We start from the raw sequence: 22,583 nt of genomic DNA on the forward strand, positions 1-22,583 counted from the left end.
CCCCGTTCGCCCTCCGCACGTCCTGAGACGAGGCACCCGTGCAGACCTGGATGTTGTCCCTGCGCACCCCGGCCGAGACCGGGCTGCCGTCGGTCGACGTGGCCGTCCTGGCCCGCAACGAGGCGACGGTGGCCGACCTGGCCCGCGCGATCGGGCGCCACGTCGCGCCCGACCAGGCCCACCTGCTGCTGGTGCCGGTCGACGGCACCCACCCGTGGCCGGCCGACCGGCTGGTCTCGGAGTGCGGGCTGCGCACCGGCGACCTGCTGGACGTCGTCACCGCGCCGGCGTCGTGGCTGAGCCGGGTGTCGTCCTCGGCCCGTCCGCGCGCGGTGCTGCGGGTGACCGACGGTCCCGACCGCGGCCAGCGCCTGCACGTGCGCGGCAGCTCCCTCACCCTCGGACGCGGCCCGTCGTGCACGATGCGGCTCACCGACCCGCTGGTCTCGCAGCGGCACGCGCGCATCGTCCTGGGCACCCGCCCCACCGTGTACGACGAGGGGTCGGCCAACGGCACCATCGTCGGCGGCGAGCGGGTCGTCGCCGGACGCGAGATCGACTGGGGCACCCCGATCCGGCTGGGCCGCAGCACCCTGGTCATCGACCCCGGCGAGGTGCCCACCGAGGCCCCGGCCGTGGCGGTGTTCCGCCCGCCCCGGTTCGGCGACCCGCTGACCGAGTCCGTCCTGGAGATCCCGTCGCCGCCGACGAAGAACCGGCCGACCCCGATGCCGTGGGCGATGCTGATGCTGCCGATGGTGATGGGTGTCGCGCTGTTCATGCGGGCCCGCAGCTCCTACGCGATCATCTACATGCTGGCCTGGCCGCTCCTGGGGTTCCTGGGGTGGCGCCAGCAGAAGCGGGCGGCCGAGAAGCAGTTCCAGGAGGACCTCGCCGACTGGCGCCAGGACGTCGACGACTTCATCACCGCCATCGACGAGCACGCCGTCCGCCAGCGCAAGCAGATGCACGACGACTACCCGGACGCCGAGACGCTGCGGACCCGCGCCGCCAACCGCGACCCCTACCTGTGGGCGCGTTCCGAGACCCGGCAGGCGTTCCTCGTCACCCGGCTCGGCATCGGCACGGTCCCGGCCATGCTGCGCGGCGCCATCGCCGACGGCGGCGACCGCGTGACCCGGCGCGAGGTGTCGCAGGAGTTCACCCAGCGCGACGAGATGACCGACATGCCGGTGCTGGCCGACCTCACCGAGCACCCGCTGGTCGCGATCACGGGAGACCCGCACCAGGTCGACGGCCTGGTCCGGTCGCTGATGCTGCGCCTGGCCTTCGACCACTCCCCCACCGACCTGTCGGTCGCCGGCTGCTTCGGGCGCGGTCGCGCCGGCCACGAGGCCTGGCTGCGCTGGCTGCCCCACGCGACGGCCCGGCTCGGGGGCGAGCCGCCGGTGGCGGTCGGGGCGCGCGCCGCGACCGCCCTGCTCGACGTCCTGGTCAGCGAGGACACCGGCCGCGGGCACACGATCTGCTTCGTCGACGAGGAGGCCGGGATCGCCCGTCGTACCGTCGAGGCGGTCGCCGCCGTCGCCGGTGAGCGCGGCCTGCGCCTGGTCTGGCTGGGCCGCGACGCGAGCGCGGTGCCCGCGGCGACGTCGCTGCTGATCGACCTCGAGTCCGGTCGCGTCGGCAAGGCCGACCGGATGGGGATCACCCGTGTCGAGCACCCCGACCACGTCACGCTCGACCAGGCCTGGCGCTCGGCCCGTCTGATGACCGGCTACGTCGACGAGGCGGCCGTGCTGCCGCCGAGCACCGCCATCCCGTCGGTCGTACGGCTGCCCGAGGTGGCCAGCGACTTCGAGGACCTCGACGACGTCACCGCCGTCACCCGACGCTGGGGCCAGTCCAACGGCCTGCGGGCCCAGATCGGGTCGGGCATCGACGGCGTCACCACGATCGACCTGCGCGAGGACGGCCCGCACGGCCTGGTCGCCGGCACCACCGGCTCCGGCAAGAGCGAGCTGCTGCAGTCGCTGCTCTGCTCGCTGGCGCTGAACAACCCGGCGAGCCGGATGAACTTCCTGCTGGTCGACTACAAGGGCGGTGCGGCGTTCCGCGAGTGCGCCGACCTGCCCCACACCGTCGGCTACATCACCGACCTCACCCCCGCCCTGGTGCAGCGCGCCCTCACCTCCATCGGCGCCGAGATCAACTACCGCGAGCACCTGCTCGGCGAGTACGGCGTCAAGGACCTGGTCCAGCTCGAGCGCGAGCGTCCCGACGTCGCCCCGCCGAGCCTGCTCATCTGCGTCGACGAGTTCGCGGCGCTGACCTCGGAGGTGCCGGAGTTCGTCGACGGCATGGTCAACATCGCCCAGCGGGGCCGCTCGCTCGGCATGCACGTGCTGCTGGCGACCCAGCGGCCCGCGGGTGTCGTCACCGGCAACATCAAGGCGAACGCCGACCTGCGGATCTCGCTGCGCGTCTCCTCCCCCGACGACTCGCGCGACGTCATCGACTCCCCCGAGGCCGCCCGCATCTCCCGGCGCACGCCCGGGCGGGCGTGGATCCGGCGCACCGGGCACGGCACGGCCGAGCTCGTGCAGTCGGCGTGGACCGGCGCCCGTGAGCCGATGGCGGGCTCCGAGGTCCCGGTGCTCGTCAACCCGTTCAGCGCGGTCACGTCGTCGGCGTCCGGCGGGGGCGGTCCCGACCAGCGGCTCAACCCGCGCACCGACCTGGAGCGGTGTGTCCACACGATCAACGAGGCGTTCCTGGTCTCCGGGGCGAACCCGCCCAAGCGCCCGTGGCTGCCGGCGCTGCCCGCCGAGCTGCTGCTGGACCCCGACGCCCTGGTCGCCGGCGCCGAGGGCCGCACCAGCGGCCAGGTCACCCTGGGGCGGATCGACGAGCCGGAGGCGCAGCGCCAGCCGGAGCTCACCGTCGACTTCGCCGCCGTCGGGCACCTCCTGGTGCACGGCGCGTCCGGCTCGGGCAAGACCGAGCTGCTGCGCTCCGCGGCGCTGAGCGCGTCGCTGGCCGACACGTTCGGCCGCTACGGCGTCGCCCCGTACGTCTACGGCATCGACTTCGCCGGTGGCGGTCTCGCCGCGATCAGCGGCGTCCCCACCGTGGAGGCGATCGTCGGCGAGGCCCAGCTGGGCCGGGTGATGCGGCTGATCCGGCTGCTGCGCCGGACCATGGACGAGCGGGCCCAGGCGCTGGCCGCGCGGGGGTGCGCCGACCTCGACGACCTGGCCCGCCAGGGGGCCGCGCTGCCCCGCGTCTACGTGCTCGTCGACAACCTCCCGAGCCTCGTCGAAACTTTGGAGACCAGCGGAGGTGTAGCCCCCAAACATGTGGAGAGGCTCCAGACCGTGCTCCAGAACGGTCGGCGCGTCGGCATCCACGTGATCGCGACCGCGCCCGGGCGCACCGGCGTGCCGACGTCCCTCGGCTCCTCGTTCGGCCGCCGCGTCGTGCTGCGGATGACGACCGCCGACGACTACCTGATGCTCGGCGTCCCCGGCAACGTGCTCGACTCCGACAGCGTGCCGGGCTCGGGCCTCCTCGGGAAGCGCAGCGTCCAGGTCCACACCACGGGGGGCGCGGGCACGCCGCTGCAGGCCGAGCGGATCGAGGCCGTCAACCGGCTGCTGCTGCCGCGGGTGGAGGGTCGCTCCCGCGCCGCGGTGCCGCCGATGCCGGCCCGCCTCGACCAGTCGTCGCTGCCCGCTCCGCGGGGCTCGCGGGTCGCGATCGCCGTGGACGCCGACGCGGTCGCCGTCCTGGAGGTCGACCTGCTCGCCGGACCGATCCTCCTCGCCGGCCGCAGCCGGACCGGTCGCACCGGTGCGCTCGACGGTCTCCAGGACCTGGTGGCCCGGGGCGACACCCCGCCGCACGTCATCCGCGAGGACTCCTACGAGGCGACCGCGGACGCCGTCCGGGCCTGGCTGGCCGATCCCGCCGCCGCGGCTGGACCGGAACGTTCCCCTGCTGGATGGGCGCTGGTCATGGTGGACGACGCCCATCTCTGGGATGGTGGAGTCGGAGTCGACGAAGCACGACGTTCCGCTCGGGACCGTCTCCTGGGTGACCTCGGCACCCATGGCCGCCGCATCGGTGTGGTGGTCACTGCCGACAGCGCCCAGGCGAAGGCACGCAGTGGTCCGGAGGGCCTGGTCGAGACCGCCCGCCGCACCCGGCGTGGGTTCCTCCTCAGCCCGGAGTGGACCGACGGCGACGCGCTCGGGGTGTCGGTCCCGACCAAGACCACCGAACCACTCACCGGTCCCGGCCGCGGGGTGTGGTGCGACAACGGCACCGCTTGGGTGGCACAGCTCATCAACGCCCGACGAGACGGCACCGCAGGTGACGTCCGGGCCGGACAGGAGATGTCGTGACGGATCAGGGCTCGGCTGGTCGCGGATGGCGGGGACGGCTGCGTACCGTCGCGGGCGGGCTCTCGCCCTCCCGGTTGCGCTCGTCGGCGGCGTCCAAGCGACGATCCCGCGGTGCCGCCGAGCTCTCCGTCCTGGTGGTCACCGGCTCGCTCGTCGCGGGCGTCTTCTTCGGCACCGGGCTGAGCCGCACGGCGGTCGACGTGGCCGACGGCCTGACCTGGCTCAGCGACGACGAGAACGGCCAGGTCATCCAGGTGAACCCGGCCACCGGCAAGCTCGAGCTCAAGCAGGTCGTCGGCAACCCCGGCGACGACATCGACGTGCTCGAGGAGCACAACGGCCAGCTGTACGTCACCGACCGCACCACCGGTCAGCTGCTCGCCTTCGACCTCACCAGCATCCTGGTCTCGGGGCAGCGCCGGGTGAGCGCGGGCGGCGCGATCGACACGCTCGCCACCGAGGACGGCATGTTCCTGGTCGACTCGGAGCAGTCCACGATCTCCGCGATGGACCCGCAGACCACCGACGTGATCGGCAGCGTCTGGATCGCCCCCGCCGGCCTCGCCGACGCCGCGGTCGACGCGGACGGCACCATCTGGGCCATCGAGGACAACGGCGTCCTGCACCGCCTGGAGTGGGACGCCGAGCAGCTCGCCCTCGACGACGAGGACCCCCAGGAGGTCGGCGGGAGCGGACCGGGCTCCGTGCTCGTCGCCCACGACCGGGGCGTGACGGTCTTCTCGCCCGACGAGGGCCGCGCCGAGCAGGTCGGCACCGACCGCGAGGTCAGCGCGGACGCCCCGAAGGTGAGCGGCAGGGTCTTCGCCCCCGAGAGCGCCCCGTCCGGCCTGGTCCCGGTCGCCACCGACAACGGCTTCGTCATCCTGCTGACGCCGGAGGGCATCATCGAGGTCGACATGACCCCGGTCGCGTGCAGCGAGCCCGGCACGCCCGAGGTGTTCCGCAACGAGGTCTTCGTCCCGTGCCGCGGCGAGGGCCGCGTCGTCCGCCTCGGCCCAGACGGCGTGCGCTCCAACGACGACATCCTCACCCCCGGCAGCCGCGACCCCGAGCTCGTCGTCGACGACGACAACCTGATCGTCAACGCCCCCGGCGCCGCCCAGGGCGTCGTCGTGCACGCCGACGGGCACACCTCGGCCGTGGTGCGCGAGGACGACGCCGTCGAGCCGGTCGGCCTCGGCTCGTCCTCGGCGCCCCCGCCCCCGCCCTCGCCCGACCTGCTCGACGACCTCCTCGAGGGTCTCGGCAACCAGCCCTCGCCCCCGAGCAACCCGAGCAACCCGAGCCCGCCGCCCGCCCCGCCGGCGCCGAGCGACCCGCCGACGCTCGACCCCGACGGTCCGAGCCCCACGTCGCCGGGCGGTCCGGCCACCTCCGGCGGCAACCCGGGCGGCGGCCAGACCGGCGGCCCGCGCTGCGACGACACCGGCGGCCCGGGCGGCGGCCAGGGCGGCGGCCAGGGCGGCGGCTGCACCGGCATCAGCACCGACGGCCCCGGGCCCGGCGCCACCAGCACGGGGGGCACCGCCGAGGGTCAGGCGGTCGACGCCCCCTACTCCGTCGTCGCGACCCCGATGCCGGAGGGCCAGGTGCAGGTCACCTGGCGGCACTCCGGGTTCCCGAAGGCCGACTCCTTCGTGATCCGCTCGGCCACGGGCAAGGTGGTCGGCTCCTACAAGGGCTGGGTGCGCCAGGCGTTCGTCGACGTCGTCCCGGGTCAGTCCAACACCTTCACCGTCACCGCGATCCTCGAGGACGGGGAGGCGGTGTCCCTGCCCAGCAACGCGGTCACCTCGACCGCCCGTCCGGGTGCCCCGGTCGTGGCCGGCACCGCGGCCTACGAGATCGACGACGAGGAGCTCCGGTTCTCCGTCGTGATCACCTGGAAGGAGGCCGCGGCCAACGGCGAGCCCGTCACGGCCTACGACGTCTCGGTCCGCACCCCGGACGGCACCGAGAGCCAGCGCACCACGGGCGAGGGCCGCAGCGTCTCGTTCGAGTGGACCTGCGACCGCCGCGCCGACGCGGGGTGCACCGTGGGCGGCGCCTTCACCGCCAGCGTGACCGCGAGCAGCGTCCTCGGCACCGGCGCGATCGGCACCACCAGCGGGCCCGCGCCCACCCGGCCGCCGAACCCGCTGCCCGACGCCGGCAAGCAGGTCGTCGACCCGACGAGCGTGAAGAAGACCACCGCCGACGCCAACGGAGCCGGCCGGATCACGCTCAAGCTGAAGCCCGCCGACGACTGGCGCCGCTTCCCCGATCTCTGCGCCTACGAGTACGCCGGCACCGCCACCCCGATCGCGTGCGACGCGCGCACGGTGACGATCACCTTCACCAACGGCGCGATCTTCGAGCCCGCCTCCGGCGTCGTCGAGCACGTCGTGACGTTCGCGGCGACCAACGACGGTGGCGTCGCCCGCAGCGCGGCCTTCAAGTTCACCAGCGAGCAGCCGGTGCAGCCGCAGCCGACGCCGGAGGAGCCCCCGTGCCCCAACCCGGACCCGACCGCGCCGGCCCCGACGTGCCCGTAGTCGTGAGCCCAGCAGCCGGCACGACCCATGCCGCGCGACCCCGTCGTGCGCCCCGACCGGAAGGCCACCGATGACCGCCCTGATCAACCCCGCTGCTCCCGGTGAGCAGGAGATCGCGGGCTTCGGCCGGCTGCACCAGATGCTGGGTGACGCCGTCGAGACGGCCGTCCACGGCAAGCGCGCCGTCGTGGACCTCGCCCTGGTGGCGACGTTCGCCGGCGGGCACATCCTCCTCGAGGACGTGCCCGGCACCGGGAAGACCACGCTGGCCCGGGCGATCTCCCGGGCCATGGGCGGCCAGGACGGGCGCATCCAGTTCACCCCCGACCTGCTGCCGAGCGACGTCACCGGCACCACGGTGTTCGACCCGCGCGACGGGCAGATCCGGTTCCGGCAGGGTCCGGTGTTCGCGAACGTCGTCCTCGCCGACGAGATCAACCGGGCCGCCGCCAAGACCCAGTCCGCCCTGCTCGAGGTGATGCAGGAGCGCACCGTCACCGTCGACGGGGTGGCCCACCCGGTGCCGCGGCCGTTCGTGGTCATCGCCACGCAGAACCCGATCGACCTCGACGGCACCTACCGCCTGCCCGAGGCCCAGCTCGACCGGTTCCTGATCCGGACCTCGCTGGGCTACCCCGACGCCGAGCACGAGATCGAGGTCCTCCGGCCGGGCAGCACGGCCGGTCGCGTCGACGACGTGCCGACCGTGACCACCCCCGACGAGATCGCCGCGGTCAGCGCCCAGCTCACCCGGCTGCACGTCGCCGACCCGATCCTGCGCTACGTGCGCGAGCTCGGTGTCGGCATCCGGCGCGACCCGCGGGTGCGGATCGGGGTCAGCACGCGCGGGCTGAAGGCCCTGGTCGGCTGCCTCCAGGTGTACGCCGCGGCCCGCGGGCGCCACTACGTCGTCCCGAGCGACGTGCAGCGGCTCGCCGAGCCGGTGCTCGCCCACCGCACGGTCCTGGGCCGCGACGCCATCCTCGCCGGCCACACCAGCCAGGACGTCGTCCACGAGGTGCTCGACATCGTCAACCCGCCCCAGCCCGACGCCGGCTGAGCGCGGGCAGGAGGGGACGCCGATGCTCCCGATCTGGTCGAGCACCACGGGGCGCGGGCGCGCGATGCTCGCGCTCGGCCTCGTCCTGCTCGCGGCCGGCATCGCCTGGGGCTACCTGCTGGTCGCCGGCCTCGGTGGCTGCCTGGTGCTCCTCGTGCTCGTGGAGGTCACCGCCGTGCTGTCGGCCCGCCGGGTCTCGGTCGAGCGGAGCATCGAGCCGGCGGTCGTCGTCCGGCAGGGTCGCTGCGAGGGCACGATCGCGGTGCGCGGACGACGGCGCCGCGGCCTGGTGCGCCTCGACGTCGCCGACCGGGTGCAGGGCACCCTCGTGCCGGTGGTCCTGCCGGACCGGGTCGACGAGGTCGAGGAGGCCGACCGGGTGGCCGGTCAGCCCACCGTCCGGGTCCGCTACCAGGTCCCCACCCCGCGGCGCGGTCTGGTCGACGTCGGTCCGGTGCAGGTGCGGATGGCCGGGCTGACCGGCATGGCCGCCCGGTCCGCCGAGCACGGTCGGGTCGACCAGGTGCGCGTGCTCCCCCGCCGGATCCCGCTGGGCGGCATGATGGCCGGCACCCGCCGGTCGCTCTCCGGCGGCGACGACGCCCACGAGCTGGGCGGCACCGACCTGGTCGGGCTGCACGAGTACGCCATGGGCGACGACCTCCGCCGGCTGCACTGGGCCACCAGTGCCCGCACCGGCACCCTCATGGTCCGCGAGGACGCCGAGCCCTCCGAGGCGCACGTGACCGTGCTCCTCGACGACCGCGCGTCGAGCTACCTCGGCGACGAGGACCTGTTCGAGGAGGCCGTCGAGCTCGCCGCCGCGCTGTGCCGCAGCGGCATCGAGACAGGTTCGCCGGTGCGGCTGCACACCACCAGCGACCGCCACGAGGTGCGCGTGCCCGGGTCGGTCGGCGGCCGCCCGCGGCGCGAGCACCAGGAGCTCGACTGGGTGCTCGCCGAGATCGACCTGACCGGCCCGAGCTCGCAGGTCGAGCTGCACGGCCGCGACCTCGACGTCGCGGTCGGCGTGACCGGCCCCGGCTCCGACCTGCACGCGCTCGGCCTCGCGCTCGGCACCGCGCCGACCCGGGTGCTCGCCGTCGTCGACCCGGCGCCGCTGGTCGGTGCCCACCAGGAGGCGGGGCTCCTCGTGCTGCGCGGGGCCACCTCGGTGACGCTCGCGCTGGGCTGGGACGAGGCGGTGGAGCGGTGAGGGACGGGACCCCGAGCCCGGCCACCCGCGCCTTCCAGCTCGCGTGGCCGGTCGCCCTGGTCGTCCTCGGGGCGATGGTCCTCGCCACGGCGTGGCACCGCTGGACGATCTCGCTGCTGTTCGCTGCCGTCGCCGCCGTCCCCCTGCTCGCGCTGCGCGGCCTGCTCCGTGCGGGCCTGTCGCGGTGGTTCGCGACCTCGATGCTGCTGCTCCTCGCCGTGATGGGCGCCTACCTCGCGACCACCGGTGCCGACCTCACGCTCGAGCAGACCGTCCAGGACGTCGTCCCGCGGCTGCTCACGTCGCCCCAGCCGTACGCCGTCCAGGCCGACCTGCTGGTCGGGCCGCTGCTGCTGACCGCCCTGGTCTCGCTGCTCGTGGGGCTGCGGGTCGACAGCCGGCTCCGGGTGGAGGCGGTACTCGGCGCCGCCGTCCTCTACGTCGCCGGGGCGCTCCTCACCGCCGGCTCCGCCGACCCGTGGGGCCTCGTCGCGGTGCTTACGCTCGTCGTGGCGGTGCTCGGCTGGGTGTTCCTCGACGAGCACTCCGAGCCGGTGCGCCAGCGGCTCTCCATGGCCGGCCCGGTCGCGGTCGTCGGGGTCGGCGCGCTGGCCGCCCTCGCCACCCTCCCGGTGGGTCAGGCCTTCGAGCCCCGCGACCTGGTGGCCCCCCCGACCTACCAGGTCGTCGCCAGCAACCCGCTCACCCAGCTCGGCGCCTGGGCCAACAACCCGACCGACGAGCTGCTCGAGGTCCGCGGCGACGAGGGGCCGCTGCGGCTGGTGGTGCTCGACGACTACGACGGGCTGCAGTGGACCGCGGCCACCCGGTACGAGGCGTTGCCCACCGACGGGCGCACCGGCCTGCAGCCGGGCATCTACCCGCGCTCGAGCACCGTGCAGGTGTCGTTCTCGCGGCTGGGTGGGAACTGGCTGCCGAGCCCCGGGCTGCCGTCGTCGATCGCGATGGCCGACGCGCTGGTCGACCCCGGCACCGGCACCCTCTACTCGGGCATCGACACCGCCGGCCTCGTCTACGAGGTGACCGGCGCCTTCGACGACCCGCCGCAGGCAGCGCTCGACGCCGCCGAGCTCCCCGAGGACGGGCTCGAGTCGATGACCGCCCTGCCACCGCTCTCCAACGCGCTCTCCGACCTCGCCGCCCGGGTCGGCGAGGGCGCCGACACCGCCTACCGGCGCGCCGCCCGGATCGAGGAGTTCGTGCGCACGTCCTACGAGCTCTCGACGACGTCGATCTCCGGCTCCGCGCTGTGGCGCATCGAGCGGTTCCTCCTGAGCGACCGCACCCAGGCCGGCGGCGGCGTCGGCACGTCCGAGCAGTTCGCCACCGCCTTCGCGGTCCTGGCCCGGGCCAACGGCTTGCCGACGCGGGTCGTGGTCGGGTTCCGGCCCGGCGAGGTCCAGGAGGACGGCACCCGGGTCATCCGGGGCGAGGACGCCTTCGCGTGGGCGGAGGTCTACTTCCGCGACCTGGGCTGGGTCCCCTTCTCCCCCACCCCCGACGACGACACCTTCCAGCGCCCGCGCCCGGTGGAGGCCGAGGAGCCACGGTTGCCGGAGCCGGCCGACACCGGTTCCCCGGCCCCGACGCCGTCGGGCGCCGAGCCGACCACCGACGCCCCCGAGGAGGCCGACGACGAGGCGACGTCCGCGCCGTCGTCCACCTCGGGCACCACGCCCGACCCGTACGTCGTCGCGGCGGCCGCCCTCGCTGCGCTGCTCCTCGGGCTCGTCGCGCTGCGGGGCGGACGGCGACTGCGGCACGCCCGGCAGGGACCGACGGGTGCGTGGGCCGAGGTGGTCGACGCGCTGCGGCTGGCCGGCATCCGTCCCGCCCCGCACCAGCCCGCGGACGTCGTCGCCGCCGACGCCGACACCCGGCTGGGCACCACCGCCGCGGTCCCGCTCGCGGCGCGCGCCGAGGCCGTCGCGTTCGGTCCCGCCGCCGGGTCGGGCACCGGGTCGGACGCCGTGTCCGCGGACGACACGCGGGGCCGGCTGGGCGAGGTGCGCCGGGCGGCCCGGCGCACGGTCCCGGCCTGGCGGCGCTGGTGGTGGTACCTCGACCCGCGGGTCCTGGGTCAGCGCCGCTGACCGCCGGACCGGCCGGCGTCAGGAGGCGAAGCCGCCGCCCATGACGACCTCCTCGCACCGGCTCTGCCGGTTGTTGAGGCCGTAGGTGCCGTCGACGAGGAAGACGCCCATGAAGAAGCAGGTGCGCCCCGGCGGGAGACCGCGGACCTCGGCCTCGCCACTGGTCTGACCGGCCGGGAACGTCGCGATCACCCGGCCGTTCGGGAAGCTCGGGTCGGTCGCCAACAGGGCGAAGGACCCCTCGCCCTCGGCGGGGTCGGTCCACGTCGCCCGGAGGGTGACGCCGTCGTACTCCAGGGACTGGAGGACGACCGCGAGGTCGGTGTCGGGACGGGAGGTGACGGTGCCGCCCACGCTCGGTGGCGCGATCGCGTTGCCGGTGGGCGTGACCACCGCCCGGGGCGGCGTCTCGTCGTCGCGGCCGCGCAGGACCGCGCCGAGCAGACCGAGCAGCAACCCGATGACGAGGGCCGAGACGCCGAGGACGATCGGGAGCCGCCGGCGCGCGGCCCTCTCCTCCTCGGGTGCGTCCGGCGCGGCCGCGGAGGCGCCCGCGGCCTCGCCGGTGGTGTCGGGGAACCCGGTGCCGGTCGGTGCGGCGTCGGCGACCCGGACGACGTGCGAGACCGCCGAGATCGCCACCGGCGACGGCTCGGCCGGCTCCGCGCCGCGGGCCGGAGCGGACGAGATCGGCGCGGGCGAGATCGGCGCGGGCGAGATCGGCGCCGACGCGTGCAGGGTGGGGGTAGGCGTGGGGGTCGGCGACTCCGCCGCGCCGCCGGCGCTCCGCCCCGGTGCTGCCTTGACGAGCAGGGGCGGCGTCGACGGCGCCGCCGGCTCCCAGGCCGAGCCGCGCAGGGCGTGCAGGGCGTCGTGCAGCTCGGCGGCCGAGCCCCAGCGGCCGGCGACGTCCTTACTCAGGCACCGGTCGATGATCGGTGCGAGCCGCTCCGCGCCCGGGACCTGCAACGGCCGGTGCGGTTCGGTGCGGGCCCGCCGCAGGTAGGCCAGTGCCGAGTCCTCGTCGGGGTCGTCGCTGGCGAACGGCGGTCGCCCGTCGAGCAGGGTGTAGAGCGTCGACCCGAGCGACCAGACGTCGTCGAGCGGCGTCGGCGGGTGGCCGTCGAGGATCTGCGGGGCGGCGTGGCGGTAGGTGAAGGTCTCGGCCGACGAGGTGTGCTCGGAGTCGACCAGCCGGGCGATCCCGAAGTCGGCGAGGACCCAGGAGGTCGGCAGCACCAGGACGTTCTGCGGCTTCACGTCACGGTGCAGGACGCCGCGCTCGTGGGCGAAGGAGAGGGCGTCGGCGAGCACCTCCCCGACCCGCCCGACCTCTTCGGGCGGCAGCGGCCCGTGGGCCTTGAGCCGGTCGTGGAGGGTGCCGCCCTCGAAGAAGTCCATGACGACCGCCGGCTTCCCCGACGCGGTCGTGCCGACCGCGAGCACGGTGACGATGTTGGGGTGCTGCCGGCCGAGCTGCACGGTGATGTCGATCTCGCGCTTGAAGCGCACCGACCGCGCGGGGTCGGACGTCGTGTCGATGCTGAGGACCTTGATCGCGACGTCGCGACCGACGGACTCCTGCCGCGCACGGTAGACGACCGAGTCGCCGCCGCGACCGACCTCGGTGAGGTCGGTGTAGCCGTCGAGCTCCTCGACGGCGGCTGGTCCCGCGGTGGGCGGGCGCCACGCGGCGTCCGAGCCGTCCGTCGTCCCCATGCCTGCAGACCCCATGCGTCAACCCTAGTAGGACGCCGCCCACGACGACGCCGACCCGTCAGAACATTCTCTGACGGGTCGGCGTCGGTGTCGTGCGGGACGGGTCAGTCGTCCTTGGCGGCGTCGTCCTCGGGCTCGGCGTCGCCCTCGGCGTCGGTCTCCTCAGCCTCGGCGGCCTCGGCCTCGGGGTCACCGATGGTGCCGTCGGGGCGCAGGTTCTTCAGCTCGACCGTGTTGCCCGAGGCGTCGGTGACGACGGCGGCGTCGACGATCGTCTGGAGCGCCTTCCCGCGCAGGATCTCCTGCACGAGGTCGGGGATGTGGTTGTGCTCGAACATGTGGTTCGCGAACTCCTGCGGGTCCTGGCCGGACTGCTGGGCGCGCCGGACCAGGTGCTGGGAGAGCTCGGCCTGGTCGATGCCGAACTCCTCCTTCTTCGCGATCTCGTCGAGGAGGAACTGGGCGGCGACGGCGTCGCGGACCCGGCGGTCGAGGTCGGCCTCGAACTCCTCGACGGTCTGGCTCTCGTCCTCGAGGTACTTGTCCATCGTGATCCCGGCCATCGAGAGCTGCTGCTCGATGCTCTGGCGACGCGAGTTCAGCTCGTCGGTGACGATGCTCTCGGGCAGCGGGATCTCGACCTGCTCCAGCAGGGCCTCGAGGACGGCGTCGCGGGCCGCGGCGGCCTGCTCGAGGCGCTTGCCCCGGCCGAGTCGCTCGCGGACGTCGGCGGTGAGCTCCTCGACGGTGTCGAACTCGGAGGCGAGCTGCGCGAACTCGTCGTCGTACTCGGGGAGCTCCTGCTCCTGGACCTGGCTGATCGAGACGGCCACCTGGACCTGCTCGCCCAGCAGGTCGCCGCCGACGAGCTCGCTGTCGAAGATCTTGTCCTCGCCGGGGGTCAGGCCGACGAGCGCCTCGTCGAGTCCCTCGATCATGCCGCCGCGGCCGACCTGGTAGGACATGCCGGTCACCTCGGCGCCCTCGACGACCTCGCCGTCCTGGGTGGCCTTGAGGTCGAGCACCACGAAGTCGCCGTCTGCAGCGGGCCGCTCGACGTCGGTGAGCGTCGCGAACCGCTCGCGCAGCGCGTCGACCTGCTCGTCGACGTCGGAGTCGGTGACCTCGACGTCGTCGACGGAGGCCGTGATGCCGGTGTAGTCGGGCACGGTGATGGTCGGCTTGACGTCGACCTCGGCGGTGAAGCCGAAGCCCTCGTCGTCGGCGATCTCGAGGCCCTCGATCTCGGGCTGCGCCAGGGGCGTCAGCTCGTTGGCCTCCAGGGCCTCGACGTACTTCTGGGGCAGGGTGTCGTTGATCGCCTGCTCGAGGACGGCGCCGCGTCCGACCTGACGGTCGATGACCATCGGCGGCACCTTGCCGCGGCGGAAGCCAGGGACGTTGATCTGCTTGGCGATCTGCTGGTAGGCCTTGTCGAGGTTCGGCTTGAGCTCCTCGAAGGGCACCTCGACGGTGAGCTTGACCCTCGTGGGGCTCAAGGTCTCGACGGCGCTCTTCACAGGTGGTCTCCTTCGTCTGGGTCTGTGGCTGGTTGCTGTCGGGGCGACAGGACTCGAACCTGCGATCTCCTGCTCCCAAAGCAGGCGCGCTAGCCACTACGCTACGCCCCGCCAAGACGGCTCCTGGCGGCGTCACAGGGGACGCCGGGAGACCGCTTGGAGCGGATGACGGGAATCGAACCCGCGTAATCAGTTTGGAAGACTGGAGCTCTACCATTGAGCTACATCCGCGCACGCTGAGACAGGCCCAGCACCACTGAATCGTGCCACAGCGGCGGGCACCGCACCCAAACGGGACCGGGCGCCGACTCAGGTGCGGCGCACCACGACCATCGCCCGGTCGTCGTCGCGCGACCCGAGCGTCGTCGTGAGCCGCTCGGCGGCGCCGACGAAGGAGTCACGGAGCACCGACTCGGCCTCCCCCATCATCTTGTCGATGCCGAGGTCCAGGTCGCGGCACGGCTCCTCGATGATGCCGTCGGTGTAGAGCAGGACGGCGTCGCCGTGGTCGAGCCGACCGCGCCGGACGGTGAGCTCGACGTCGTCGATGAGCCCGAGCACCGGTCCCTCGGTGTGCAGCACCGCCCACCGTCCGGTGCCGCTGGCCCGGTGGACCGCGGGCGGGTGGCCGGCCGTGCGCACCTCGAAGGCGCCGGTGGTGAGGTCGAGACAGAGGTGGATCGCGGTGGCGAACCCCTCGTCCCACGCCTGACGCAGGAGGTAGGCGTTGGCGGCGGGCAGGAACCCCTCGGGCGGGAGGGCGCCGAGGAGGCCGCCGAACGCACCCGCCAGGAGCAGCGCCCGGGTGCCGGCCGCCTCCCCCTTGCCCGAGACGTCGACGACGACGACCTGCAGCGAGGTCCCGTCGGCGCTGCGGGCCGCGACGACGAAGTCACCCGCGAACGCCGTCCCGCCGGCCGAGTGCAGCGCGGACTCGACGTGCCAGCCGTCCGGCAGGTCGGGGATGTGGGCCTGGTCGAGGATCCGGTCGCGCAGGTCGACGAACATCGACTCCCCCCGCATCCCGGCGACCCCGAGCCGGGCCCGCTGCAGGTTGGCCATCAGGACGACGCCCGCCACCGCGAGCTGGACGGCCGCGGCGCCGAGCACGCGGCCGGTGAGGTCCTCCTGCTGAGAGACGCAGATCGTCAGCATCACCATGTCGAACCCGACGAACCACGGGAGCAGGCGCGGCCCGAGCAGGATGCTGCCGAGCACGACCGGGAGCACCAGGCTGCTGAACGGCGTCCGCGACGGGAACAGCATGACCAGCACCGTCACGGTGACCGAGAAGAGGCACAGGGCGGCGCCGATGCGCAGCTCGGCGGTCGCCGTGCGGCGCCGTACCCGGTTCCAGCGTCGCCGCAGCGCCGGACCGGACGCGGCCCGGGACGAGACGGTGCTGCTGGACACGGTGGACCTCGCTGCAGGCCTGGCTAGGACCTCGGTGGGGGGAACGCCGGGGTCACCCTACGGCGCGGGACCGGAACACGGGCTGACAACGCGAACACCAGAAGAGGTTGCGTCCCTCGAGGACGGCGGTGCTGACGCGGCGGCCGCACACGAGGCAGGGCTGACCGGTGCGCCGGTAGACGTAGACCTCGCCGCCGTGGTCGTCGCGCCGCGGCGGGCGGCCCATCGCCTCGGGCGTGTGCTCCGGGCGGACCGTGTCGATCCGGCCGCTGACGACCCCCTCGGCCATCAGCACCGTCAGGTCCGACCAGAGCGCCTGCCACTGCCCGACCCGCAGCGTGTTGCCGGGACGCAGCGGGTGGAGCCGGTTGCGGAACAGCACCTCGGCCCGGTAGACGTTGCCGACGCCGGCGAGGACGCCCTGGTCCATCAGCAGCGCGCCGATGGTCCGGTGGCTGCGGCGGATCCGCTGCCACGCACGGTCGGGGTCGGCGTCCGGGCGGATCGGGTCGGGCCCGGACCGCGCCAGCGTCGCGGCGCGCTGCTCGGCCGTCACCAGCGCGCAGATGATCGCGCCCCGGAGGTCGGCGTAGGCGAGGGGTCCGCCGCCCGGCCCGTCGGTGGTCGCGAGCCGGAGCCGGACCTGTCCGACCGGGAGCGGCAGGCCGACGGCGAGGTCGACGTCCGGGTGGACGTCGAGGCTGCCGATCAGCCCAAGGTGGATGTGGATGAAGCGCTCGCCGGCGAACTCGACGAACAGGTGCTTGCCCCAGGCCTGGGCGTCCTCGACGTCGTGGCCGTCGAGGAGCGCGGCCGCGTCGGCGAAGCGGCCCTGGGGACTGCTCACCGCGACCCTGCGGCCGCCGAAGGCCCGGGTGAGCTCGCCGGCGAGGCGGTGGAGGGTGTGCCCCTCAGGCATCGCCGCGCCGAGCCGAGGCGGGGAGCGGCGGGAGCACGTGCGTCTCCTCGTAGGAGGAGAGCATCCCGATCCGGCGCACGTGCCGCTCGTCGCCGCTGAACGGCGTCTCCAGGAACACCTGCACGAACCGGGTCATGTCGTCGAGGGAGTGCATCCGGCCGCCGACGGCGACCACGTTGGCGTCGTTGTGCTCGCGCCCGAGCGAGGCCGTCTCCTCCGACCAGGCCAGCGCCGCGCGGCACCCGACGACCTTGTTGGCGGCGATCTGCTCGCCGTTGCCGGAGCCGCCGATCACGACGCCGAGGCTGTCGCGGCCCTCGGCGCGGTCCGCGACGACCCCCTCGGCCGCCCGGAGGCAGAAGACCGGGTAGTCGTCGACGGCGTCGTAGACGAAGGGACCGTGGTCGACGGGCTCGTACCCGTGGTCGGTGAGCCAGGTCGCGAGGTGGGCCTTGAGCTCGAGGCCGGCGTGGTCGCTGCCGAGGTGGACGCGCATGGCGTCGAGTGTTCCAGAACCCCGTCCGGACCGATCCGGCGCCGCTTCCGTGCGCCCGGGACGACCGGGACGACCGGACGGACCGGTCAGTGGTCGCGGAGGAAGGCCGCGGCCTGGCGCAGCAGCGGCTCGGCCGCCGGGAACACGTCGGGGTGCCGCCAGAACCCGTGCACCTGTCCGAGGTAGCGGACGCCGAGGACCTCGACGCCGGCCTCGGCGAGCCGGGCCACGAGCACCTCGCCCTCGTCGCGCAGCGGGTCGTGCTCGGAGGTCATCACGAACGTCGGCGGCAGCGTGTCGAGCCGGTCGGAGAGCAGGGGGGCCAGGTCGGGGTCGTCGTGGTGGCGGGCGTCCCCGCCGGCGTACTGCTCCCAGTACCAGGCGACCTCGCGCGGGTCGAAGCCCTCGGTCTCCTCGCGGTGCGAGGCTCCCGCCGCCGACGGGTCGAGGAACGGGTAGATCAGTGCGAGCGCCCGGAACCGGTCGGGGTGGCGCAGGGCCGCGACGAGCACCAGGTTCGCGCCGGCGCTGTCGCCGTGTCCGTAGGTCGGCCCGGCGAGCCCGTGGCCGTCGCCGTGCTCGTCGAGCCAGGCCACGACCGCGTCGAGGTCCTCGACCGCGGCCGGGAACGGGTCCTCGGGCGCCAGCCGGTAGTCGACGCTGAGCACGGCGGTCCCGGCCCGGTTCGCGAGCCGCCGGCACGAGGCGTCGTGCACGTCGACGTCGTTGAGGACGAAGCCACCGCCGTGCGCGTGGACGACGACGCCGGGCGCGGCGTCCGCCGGGACGTAGAGGCGGCACGGCACGCCGCCGGCGTCGAGGTCCAGCGCGCGCTCGACGTCCTCGCGCGGCTGGCGGGCAGCGGCCTCGCGGGCCGCGACCCGGGCACCCGCGACGTCGTAGCCCTCGGTGAAGACCGGGGTCTCGGCCGCGGCCCGCTCGACCGCGACGCGGGCCCGCGGGTGGAGCGTCACCGCTGCATGAGGGCGTCGAGCCCGACGGCGACGGCGGCGGCGACGCGGAAGTCGAGCTCGGGGTCGCCGACCGTGACCGTGTAGCGGTCGCGCACCGTGCTCTGCCGCTGCACCGAGAGGATGGTGCGCCCCTCGGGGGTGGTGAAGTCGAAGTGGATCGGCAGGAACGGGATGTCGGCGAAGCGTCGCACCAGCGCCACCGCCTGGCTGCGCTCCTGGCCGACGGCCTGGTAGCCGGGTCCCTCGAGGTGGAAGGTCGAGCGGAGCAGGCTCTTGCCGAAGTCCTTGCGGAAGAAGCCGAGCTGCTGGCCCTGCGCGTCGAAGACGTCGTAGCCGGCGTTGAGGTCGACCTTCCTGCGGGCCTTGAAGCTGAAGACGGGCTGGCTCCGGGACTCGTCGGTGTAGAAGGTGACCTCCTCCTTGAACGCCATCCGCTTCTGCTGCGCCACGCCGAGCGACTGCCCCTCGGCGCCGCCCGCGCCGGCCCCGACGAGCTCGTAGCGGTTGGTGGTCATCGCGAACTTCTGCTTCACGTAGAAGAGGGGGACGTGGCTGGGTGCGGTCATGACCCGGAACCTACCCAGCGACCGGGCTCCCAGTCGCGGTGACCGGGATCCGCGTCGCGACGAACGGGATCCGCGTCGTCACGAACGGGATCCGGGTCGTCACGAACGGGATCCGCGTCGTCACGAACGGGATCCGGGTCGTCACGAACGGGATCCGGATCAGCGTGACTCGACGGCCAGGCGGGCACCGAGCACGGCGAACGTCGCCGCGAAGGCCTTCCGCACCCGGTTCACCAGGCGCGGACGGGCGAGCACCCGGTCGCGGACGGCGGCCGCGCCGATCCCGTACGCGGCGAAGACGACGAAGGTCACGGCCATGAAGATCCCGCTCAGCACGAGCATGTGCGGGACCGCGTCCGGCGAGCCGGCCGGCACGAACTGGGGCAGGAAGGCGAAGAAGAAGATGGTCAGCTTGGGGTTGAGCAGGTTGAGCGTGACGCCCTCCCCGATGACGCGGCGACGGCTGACCGGACGACGGTCCTCCTCCACGGCGAGCGCCCCGGTGTCGTGCCAGGTCGACCACGCCATCCACAGCAGGTAGGCGACGCCGGCGTACTTGAGCGTCGCGAAGGCGACACCGCTCGCGTGCAGCACCGCCGCCAGACCGGTGGTCGCCGCCACCAGGTGGGGCACCGTGCCGAGCGTGCAGGCGAAGGCCGCGAGCACCGCTGCCCGGCCGCCGCGGGTCAGCCCGGCGGCGAGCGTGTACAGCGCCCCGGTCCCGGGCGTCGCGACGATCACCAGGGTGGTGAGCAGGAAGGCGAGGCTCATGGCTCGCGACGCTACTCCGATGAGTCGGGCGCCGACCAGCGGTCGTACTCTCGTGATCATCGTCGCCGGACATCTCCTCGTCGAGGCCATGGACCGCCCCGACTACCTGCGTGGCTGCGAGCAGGTGGTCCGGCTGGCCCGCACCGCGGACGGCTGCCTCGACTTCGCGATCTCCCCCGACCTGCTCGACCCGGAGCGGATCAACATCCACGAGCGGTGGGCGAGCCGGCCGCAGCTGGAGGCGTTCCGCGGATCCGGTCCCGACGAGGGACAGACCGCGGCGATGAAGAGCGCCACGGTCGAGGAGTACGACGTCAGCGGCTGAGCCGACCGAACCGGGCGAGCAGGTGCCAGACCTGCTTGACGGTCCGGGGGTGGTGGCGACCCGACCGGGCGGCGTCGCCGACGACGGCGGGCACGAGCTCGGTCCCCAGCGCCCGGGCCAGTGCCGGCGGTTCCGGGCCCCGGTAGACCTCGTCGAGGCCGGCGGTCAGCACCCGGTAGCCCGGGTGCCACTCGACGGTGCAGCCCAGCCGCTCCGCCGCGTCCTCGACCGGCCCGCCCCGGAAGCACGGGTCGAGGACGACGGCCTCGACGTCGTCGCGCAGGCTCACGCCGCCGTGCACCTGCGCCTCGACGTAGTCGTCGAGCAGGTCGTGACCGCTCGCCTCGGCCAGCGCGACCAGCTCCGCGGCCCGCTCGGGGCCGACCACGGCGTCCGGCTCGAGGCAGGAGTCGGGGAAGCAGAACGTCGTCCGGGCGGCCACCTCGGGACGCAGCCGCAGGTGGGCGGACCCGAACCGGGTCGCCGGACCGTACGGGTCGCCCCGGTCGAGCGCACCGTAGACCGGACGCGCCGCGGCCGGGCCGGCGTCGTACCGCGCGGCGAAGAGCCGACTCTCCCAGCGCCACCGGTCGCCGCCCACGTGCGCCGTCAGTCCGCCGTTCGACGTCCCGGTCTCGAACTGCGACCGGTAGACGCCGTCGCGGGCCAGCGCCTCGACCACCCGTCCGCCCGCGAAGGGCCAGTCGGGCTGGAAGTGCAGGCAGACCCGCTCGCCCGCACCCACCGGCCCGTCACCCACCGGCCAGGCGGGCGAGCTCCTCGTCCACGATCGCGACGTCGAGCTTGGTGAAGATCGGGGTCGGCTTCTCGACGGGGGCGCCCACGACGACCGGGTGCCGCTGCCACGCGGGTGCGGTCGTGTAGTCGCCGGTGATGATCGGGTAGCCCGCGCCACCGTCGAGGTCGTCGACCTCCTCGATCCGCGGCATCGGCGCGACGTCGCCGGCGCCGCCGAAGACGGCGTCGACGGCGTTCGCCGAGAACGGCAGGAACGGCGCCAGCACCAGGTTGAGGTCGGCCACGCACTGCGCGACGACGTGCAGGACGGTGCCGAGCCGCTCGCGCTGGTCCTCGCCCTTCAGCTTCCACGGCTCGGTGTCGGAGACGTACTTGTTGACCTCGCCGACGGCGCGCATGGCCTCGCCGATCGCCTGCTTCTGGCGGTGCCGGCCGATCAGGTCGCCGACGACGGCGAAGGCCTGCTCGGCCACGGCGAGCACCCGCTCGTCGTCCTCGGTGAGGACGCCGGCCGGCGGGATCTCGCCGAAGTTCTTCGCGATCAGCGTGGCGGTCCGGTTGACCAGGTTGCCCCAGCCCGCCACGAGCTCGTCGTTGGTGCGGCGCACGAACTCCGCCCACGTGAAGTCGGAGTCCTGGTTCTCGGGGCCGGCCGCCGCGACGAAGTACCGGAAGGCGTCGGGCTGGTAGCGGCTGAGCAGGTCGCGGACGTAGATGACCACCTTCTTCGAGGAGGAGAACTTGCGTCCCTCCATCGTGAGGAACTCCGACGACACCACCTCGGTGGGCAGGTTGAGGTCGCCGTACTCGCGCGGCTCGCCGCCCTTCGCGCCCTTCCCGGAGTAGGCCAGCAGCTCGGCGGGCCAGATCTGGCTGTGGAAGGTGATGTTGTCCTTGCCCATGAAGTAGTAGGACAGCGCCTCGGCCCCGCCCTCGGGCGCCGGGTTCCACCACTGCCGCCAGGCGTCCGGGTCGCCCGAGCGGCGCGCCCACTCCACCGAGGCGGACAGGTAGCCGACGACGGCGTCGAACCAGACGTAGAGCTTCTTGGTGGGGTTCTCGCGCCAGCCGTCGAGCGGGACCGCGATGCCCCAGTCGATGTCGCGGGTCATCGCCCGCGGCCGGATCTCCTTGAGGATGTTCTGGCTGAAGCGGATCACGTTGGGCCGCCACAGCCCGGTCGCCTCGCGTCCGTCGAGCCACTCCCCCAGCGCGTCGGCGAGCGCCGGCAGGTCGAGGAAGAAGTGCTGGGTCTCGATGAACTCCGGCGTCTCGCCGTTGATCTTCGAGACCGGGTCGATGAGGTCGGCCGGGTCGAGCTGGTTGCCGCACGTGTCGCACTGGTCGCCCCGGGCCCCGGCGGCGCCGCAGATCGGGCAGGTGCCCTCGATGTAGCGGTCGGGCAGCGTGCGCCCGGTCGACGGCGAGATGGCACCGTAGGTCGTCTGCTCGACGAAGTAGCCGTTCTCGTAGACCCCGAGGAACAGCTCCTGGACGACGGCGTGGTGGTTGCGCGTCGTGGTGCGGGTGTAGAGGTCGTAGGTGCAGCCGAGCGAGACCAGGTCCTCGGCGATGACCCGGTGGTTCCGGTCGGCGAGCGCCTGCGGCGACACCCCGGCCTCGTCGGCGGCGATCAGGATCGGCGTGCCGTGCTCGTCGGAGCCGGAGACCATGAGCACCTCGTGTCCGGCCATCCGCGAGTACCGGCTGAAGACGTCGGAGGGCACGCCGAAACCGGCGACGTGGCCGATGTGGCGCGGGCCGTTGGCGTAGGGCCAGGCGACGGCGGACAGGACATGGGTCATGCCC

General features: G+C 73.8%; 17 protein-coding genes and 2 tRNA genes. 6 read left to right on the forward strand and 13 right to left on the reverse strand.

The features are described from left to right. The first annotated feature begins 38 nt into the window (after window positions 1-38). The 5 genes from E4623_RS02630 (at window position 39) to E4623_RS02650 (ending at window position 11,312) form a co-directional block, all read left to right on the forward strand. On the forward strand, window positions 39-4,367 hold the full coding sequence (locus E4623_RS02630; RefSeq protein WP_209020456.1) for an FtsK/SpoIIIE domain-containing protein: 4,329 nt from the start codon (window positions 39-41) through the stop codon (window positions 4,365-4,367). Further along, entirely contained in the window at window positions 4,364-6,922 is a 2,559-nt protein-coding gene (locus tag E4623_RS02635) for a hypothetical protein (protein WP_134764942.1), read from the forward strand. Before E4623_RS02630 ends, E4623_RS02635 begins: the two co-directional genes overlap by 4 nt. Before the next feature lie 70 nt (window positions 6,923-6,992). Beyond that, window positions 6,993-7,982, forward strand: coding sequence for a MoxR family ATPase (locus E4623_RS02640; RefSeq protein WP_134764943.1), 990 nt, complete (start codon window positions 6,993-6,995; stop codon window positions 7,980-7,982). Between the two features lie 22 nt (window positions 7,983-8,004). Next, window positions 8,005-9,198 carry a DUF58 domain-containing protein gene (locus tag E4623_RS02645; protein WP_134764944.1) on the forward strand — a complete coding sequence of 398 codons (1,194 nt, stop codon included), beginning with the start codon at window positions 8,005-8,007 and terminating at the stop codon, window positions 9,196-9,198. Continuing rightward, window positions 9,195-11,312, forward strand: coding sequence for a transglutaminase domain-containing protein (locus E4623_RS02650; RefSeq protein ID WP_134764945.1), 2,118 nt, complete (start codon window positions 9,195-9,197; stop codon window positions 11,310-11,312). The genes E4623_RS02645 and E4623_RS02650 overlap by 4 nt, the downstream gene beginning before the upstream one ends. Before the next feature lie 18 nt (window positions 11,313-11,330). Here E4623_RS02650 and E4623_RS02655 read toward each other — a convergent pair whose 3' ends face one another. From E4623_RS02655 to E4623_RS02700, 11 genes are all read right to left on the reverse strand, one after another. Continuing rightward, window positions 11,331-13,046 (reverse strand): serine/threonine-protein kinase, encoded by a 1,716-nt coding sequence (locus E4623_RS02655; RefSeq protein WP_134764946.1) that lies wholly within the window; start codon window positions 13,044-13,046, stop codon window positions 11,331-11,333. An 89-nt stretch (window positions 13,047-13,135) separates the two neighbouring features. Then, window positions 13,136-14,551 carry a trigger factor gene (gene tig / locus E4623_RS02660; RefSeq protein WP_134764947.1) on the reverse strand — a complete coding sequence of 472 codons (1,416 nt, stop codon included), beginning with the start codon at window positions 14,549-14,551 and terminating at the stop codon, window positions 13,136-13,138. A gap of 38 nt (window positions 14,552-14,589) precedes the next feature. Continuing rightward, window positions 14,590-14,662: transfer RNA gene (locus E4623_RS02665), tRNA-Pro, on the reverse strand. A gap of 46 nt (window positions 14,663-14,708) precedes the next feature. Continuing rightward, a tRNA-Gly gene (locus E4623_RS02670) sits at window positions 14,709-14,782 on the reverse strand. A gap of 78 nt (window positions 14,783-14,860) precedes the next feature. After that, complete coding sequence (locus E4623_RS02675) at window positions 14,861-15,964, reverse strand: PP2C family protein-serine/threonine phosphatase (protein ID WP_134764948.1); 1,104 nt, start codon at window positions 15,962-15,964, stop codon at window positions 14,861-14,863. 52 nt (window positions 15,965-16,016) lie between these two features. Then, window positions 16,017-16,883, reverse strand: a complete 867-nt coding sequence (locus E4623_RS02680; protein ID WP_134764949.1) for a DNA-formamidopyrimidine glycosylase family protein — start codon at window positions 16,881-16,883, stop codon at window positions 16,017-16,019. Next, window positions 16,876-17,379 carry a ribose-5-phosphate isomerase gene (locus E4623_RS02685; protein WP_134764950.1) on the reverse strand — a complete coding sequence of 168 codons (504 nt, stop codon included), beginning with the start codon at window positions 17,377-17,379 and terminating at the stop codon, window positions 16,876-16,878. Before E4623_RS02685 ends, E4623_RS02680 begins: the two co-directional genes overlap by 8 nt. 86 nt (window positions 17,380-17,465) lie before the next feature. Further along, on the reverse strand, window positions 17,466-18,353 hold the full coding sequence (locus E4623_RS02690) for an alpha/beta hydrolase (RefSeq protein ID WP_134764951.1): 888 nt from the start codon (window positions 18,351-18,353) through the stop codon (window positions 17,466-17,468). Then, window positions 18,350-18,919: a hypothetical protein gene (locus E4623_RS02695; protein WP_134764952.1), complete on the reverse strand. Its 570-nt coding sequence runs from the start codon at window positions 18,917-18,919 to the stop codon at window positions 18,350-18,352. Before E4623_RS02695 ends, E4623_RS02690 begins: the two co-directional genes overlap by 4 nt. Window positions 18,920-18,929: 10 nt before the next feature. Next, window positions 18,930-19,064 carry a hypothetical protein gene (locus E4623_RS23295; RefSeq protein ID WP_280633628.1) on the reverse strand — a complete coding sequence of 45 codons (135 nt, stop codon included), beginning with the start codon at window positions 19,062-19,064 and terminating at the stop codon, window positions 18,930-18,932. A gap of 14 nt (window positions 19,065-19,078) precedes the next feature. Then, the gene (locus E4623_RS02700) at window positions 19,079-19,690 is read right to left on the reverse strand and encodes a LysE family translocator (protein WP_134764953.1); all 612 of its coding nucleotides are present in this window, start codon (window positions 19,688-19,690) and stop codon (window positions 19,079-19,081) included. Between the two features lie 19 nt (window positions 19,691-19,709). Between E4623_RS02700 and E4623_RS02705 the strand changes: the two genes are divergently transcribed. After that, the gene (locus E4623_RS02705) at window positions 19,710-20,015 is read left to right on the forward strand and encodes an antibiotic biosynthesis monooxygenase family protein (protein ID WP_209020457.1); all 306 of its coding nucleotides are present in this window, start codon (window positions 19,710-19,712) and stop codon (window positions 20,013-20,015) included. On the opposite strand, the gene E4623_RS02710 is transcribed toward E4623_RS02705, so the two are convergent. Further along, the gene (locus E4623_RS02710; protein WP_245154804.1) at window positions 20,005-20,760 is read right to left on the reverse strand and encodes a DUF3626 domain-containing protein; all 756 of its coding nucleotides are present in this window, start codon (window positions 20,758-20,760) and stop codon (window positions 20,005-20,007) included. The genes E4623_RS02705 and E4623_RS02710 overlap by 11 nt on opposite strands. 7 nt (window positions 20,761-20,767) lie before the next feature. After that, window positions 20,768-22,579: a methionine--tRNA ligase gene (metG, locus tag E4623_RS02715; RefSeq protein WP_134764955.1), complete on the reverse strand. Its 1,812-nt coding sequence runs from the start codon at window positions 22,577-22,579 to the stop codon at window positions 20,768-20,770. Window positions 22,580-22,583 lie beyond the last annotated feature (4 nt).

Origin of the sequence: Nocardioides sp. 1609, from assembly GCF_004522105.1 — a bacterium.
Lineage (GTDB): Bacteria > Actinomycetota > Actinomycetes > Propionibacteriales > Nocardioidaceae > Nocardioides.

What these genes read in the sequence shown, in the direction of transcription:
- metG (WP_134764955.1), bottom strand. Translation starts at nt 22,579, where the DNA reads ATGACCCATGTCCTGTCCGCCGTCGCCTGGCCCTACGCCAACGGCCCG.
- E4623_RS02705 (WP_209020457.1), top strand. Translation starts at nt 19,710, where the DNA reads ATGAGTCGGGCGCCGACCAGCGGTCGTACTCTCGTGATCATCGTCGCC.
- E4623_RS02680 (WP_134764949.1), bottom strand. Translation starts at nt 16,883, where the DNA reads ATGCCTGAGGGGCACACCCTCCACCGCCTCGCCGGCGAGCTCACCCGG.
- E4623_RS02655 (WP_134764946.1), bottom strand. Translation starts at nt 13,046, where the DNA reads ATGGGGTCTGCAGGCATGGGGACGACGGACGGCTCGGACGCCGCGTGG.
- E4623_RS02695 (WP_134764952.1), bottom strand. Translation starts at nt 18,919, where the DNA reads ATGACCGCACCCAGCCACGTCCCCCTCTTCTACGTGAAGCAGAAGTTC.
- E4623_RS02645 (WP_134764944.1), top strand. Translation starts at nt 8,005, where the DNA reads ATGCTCCCGATCTGGTCGAGCACCACGGGGCGCGGGCGCGCGATGCTC.
- E4623_RS02700 (WP_134764953.1), bottom strand. Translation starts at nt 19,690, where the DNA reads ATGAGCCTCGCCTTCCTGCTCACCACCCTGGTGATCGTCGCGACGCCC.
- E4623_RS02640 (WP_134764943.1), top strand. Translation starts at nt 6,993, where the DNA reads ATGACCGCCCTGATCAACCCCGCTGCTCCCGGTGAGCAGGAGATCGCG.
- E4623_RS02685 (WP_134764950.1), bottom strand. Translation starts at nt 17,379, where the DNA reads ATGCGCGTCCACCTCGGCAGCGACCACGCCGGCCTCGAGCTCAAGGCC.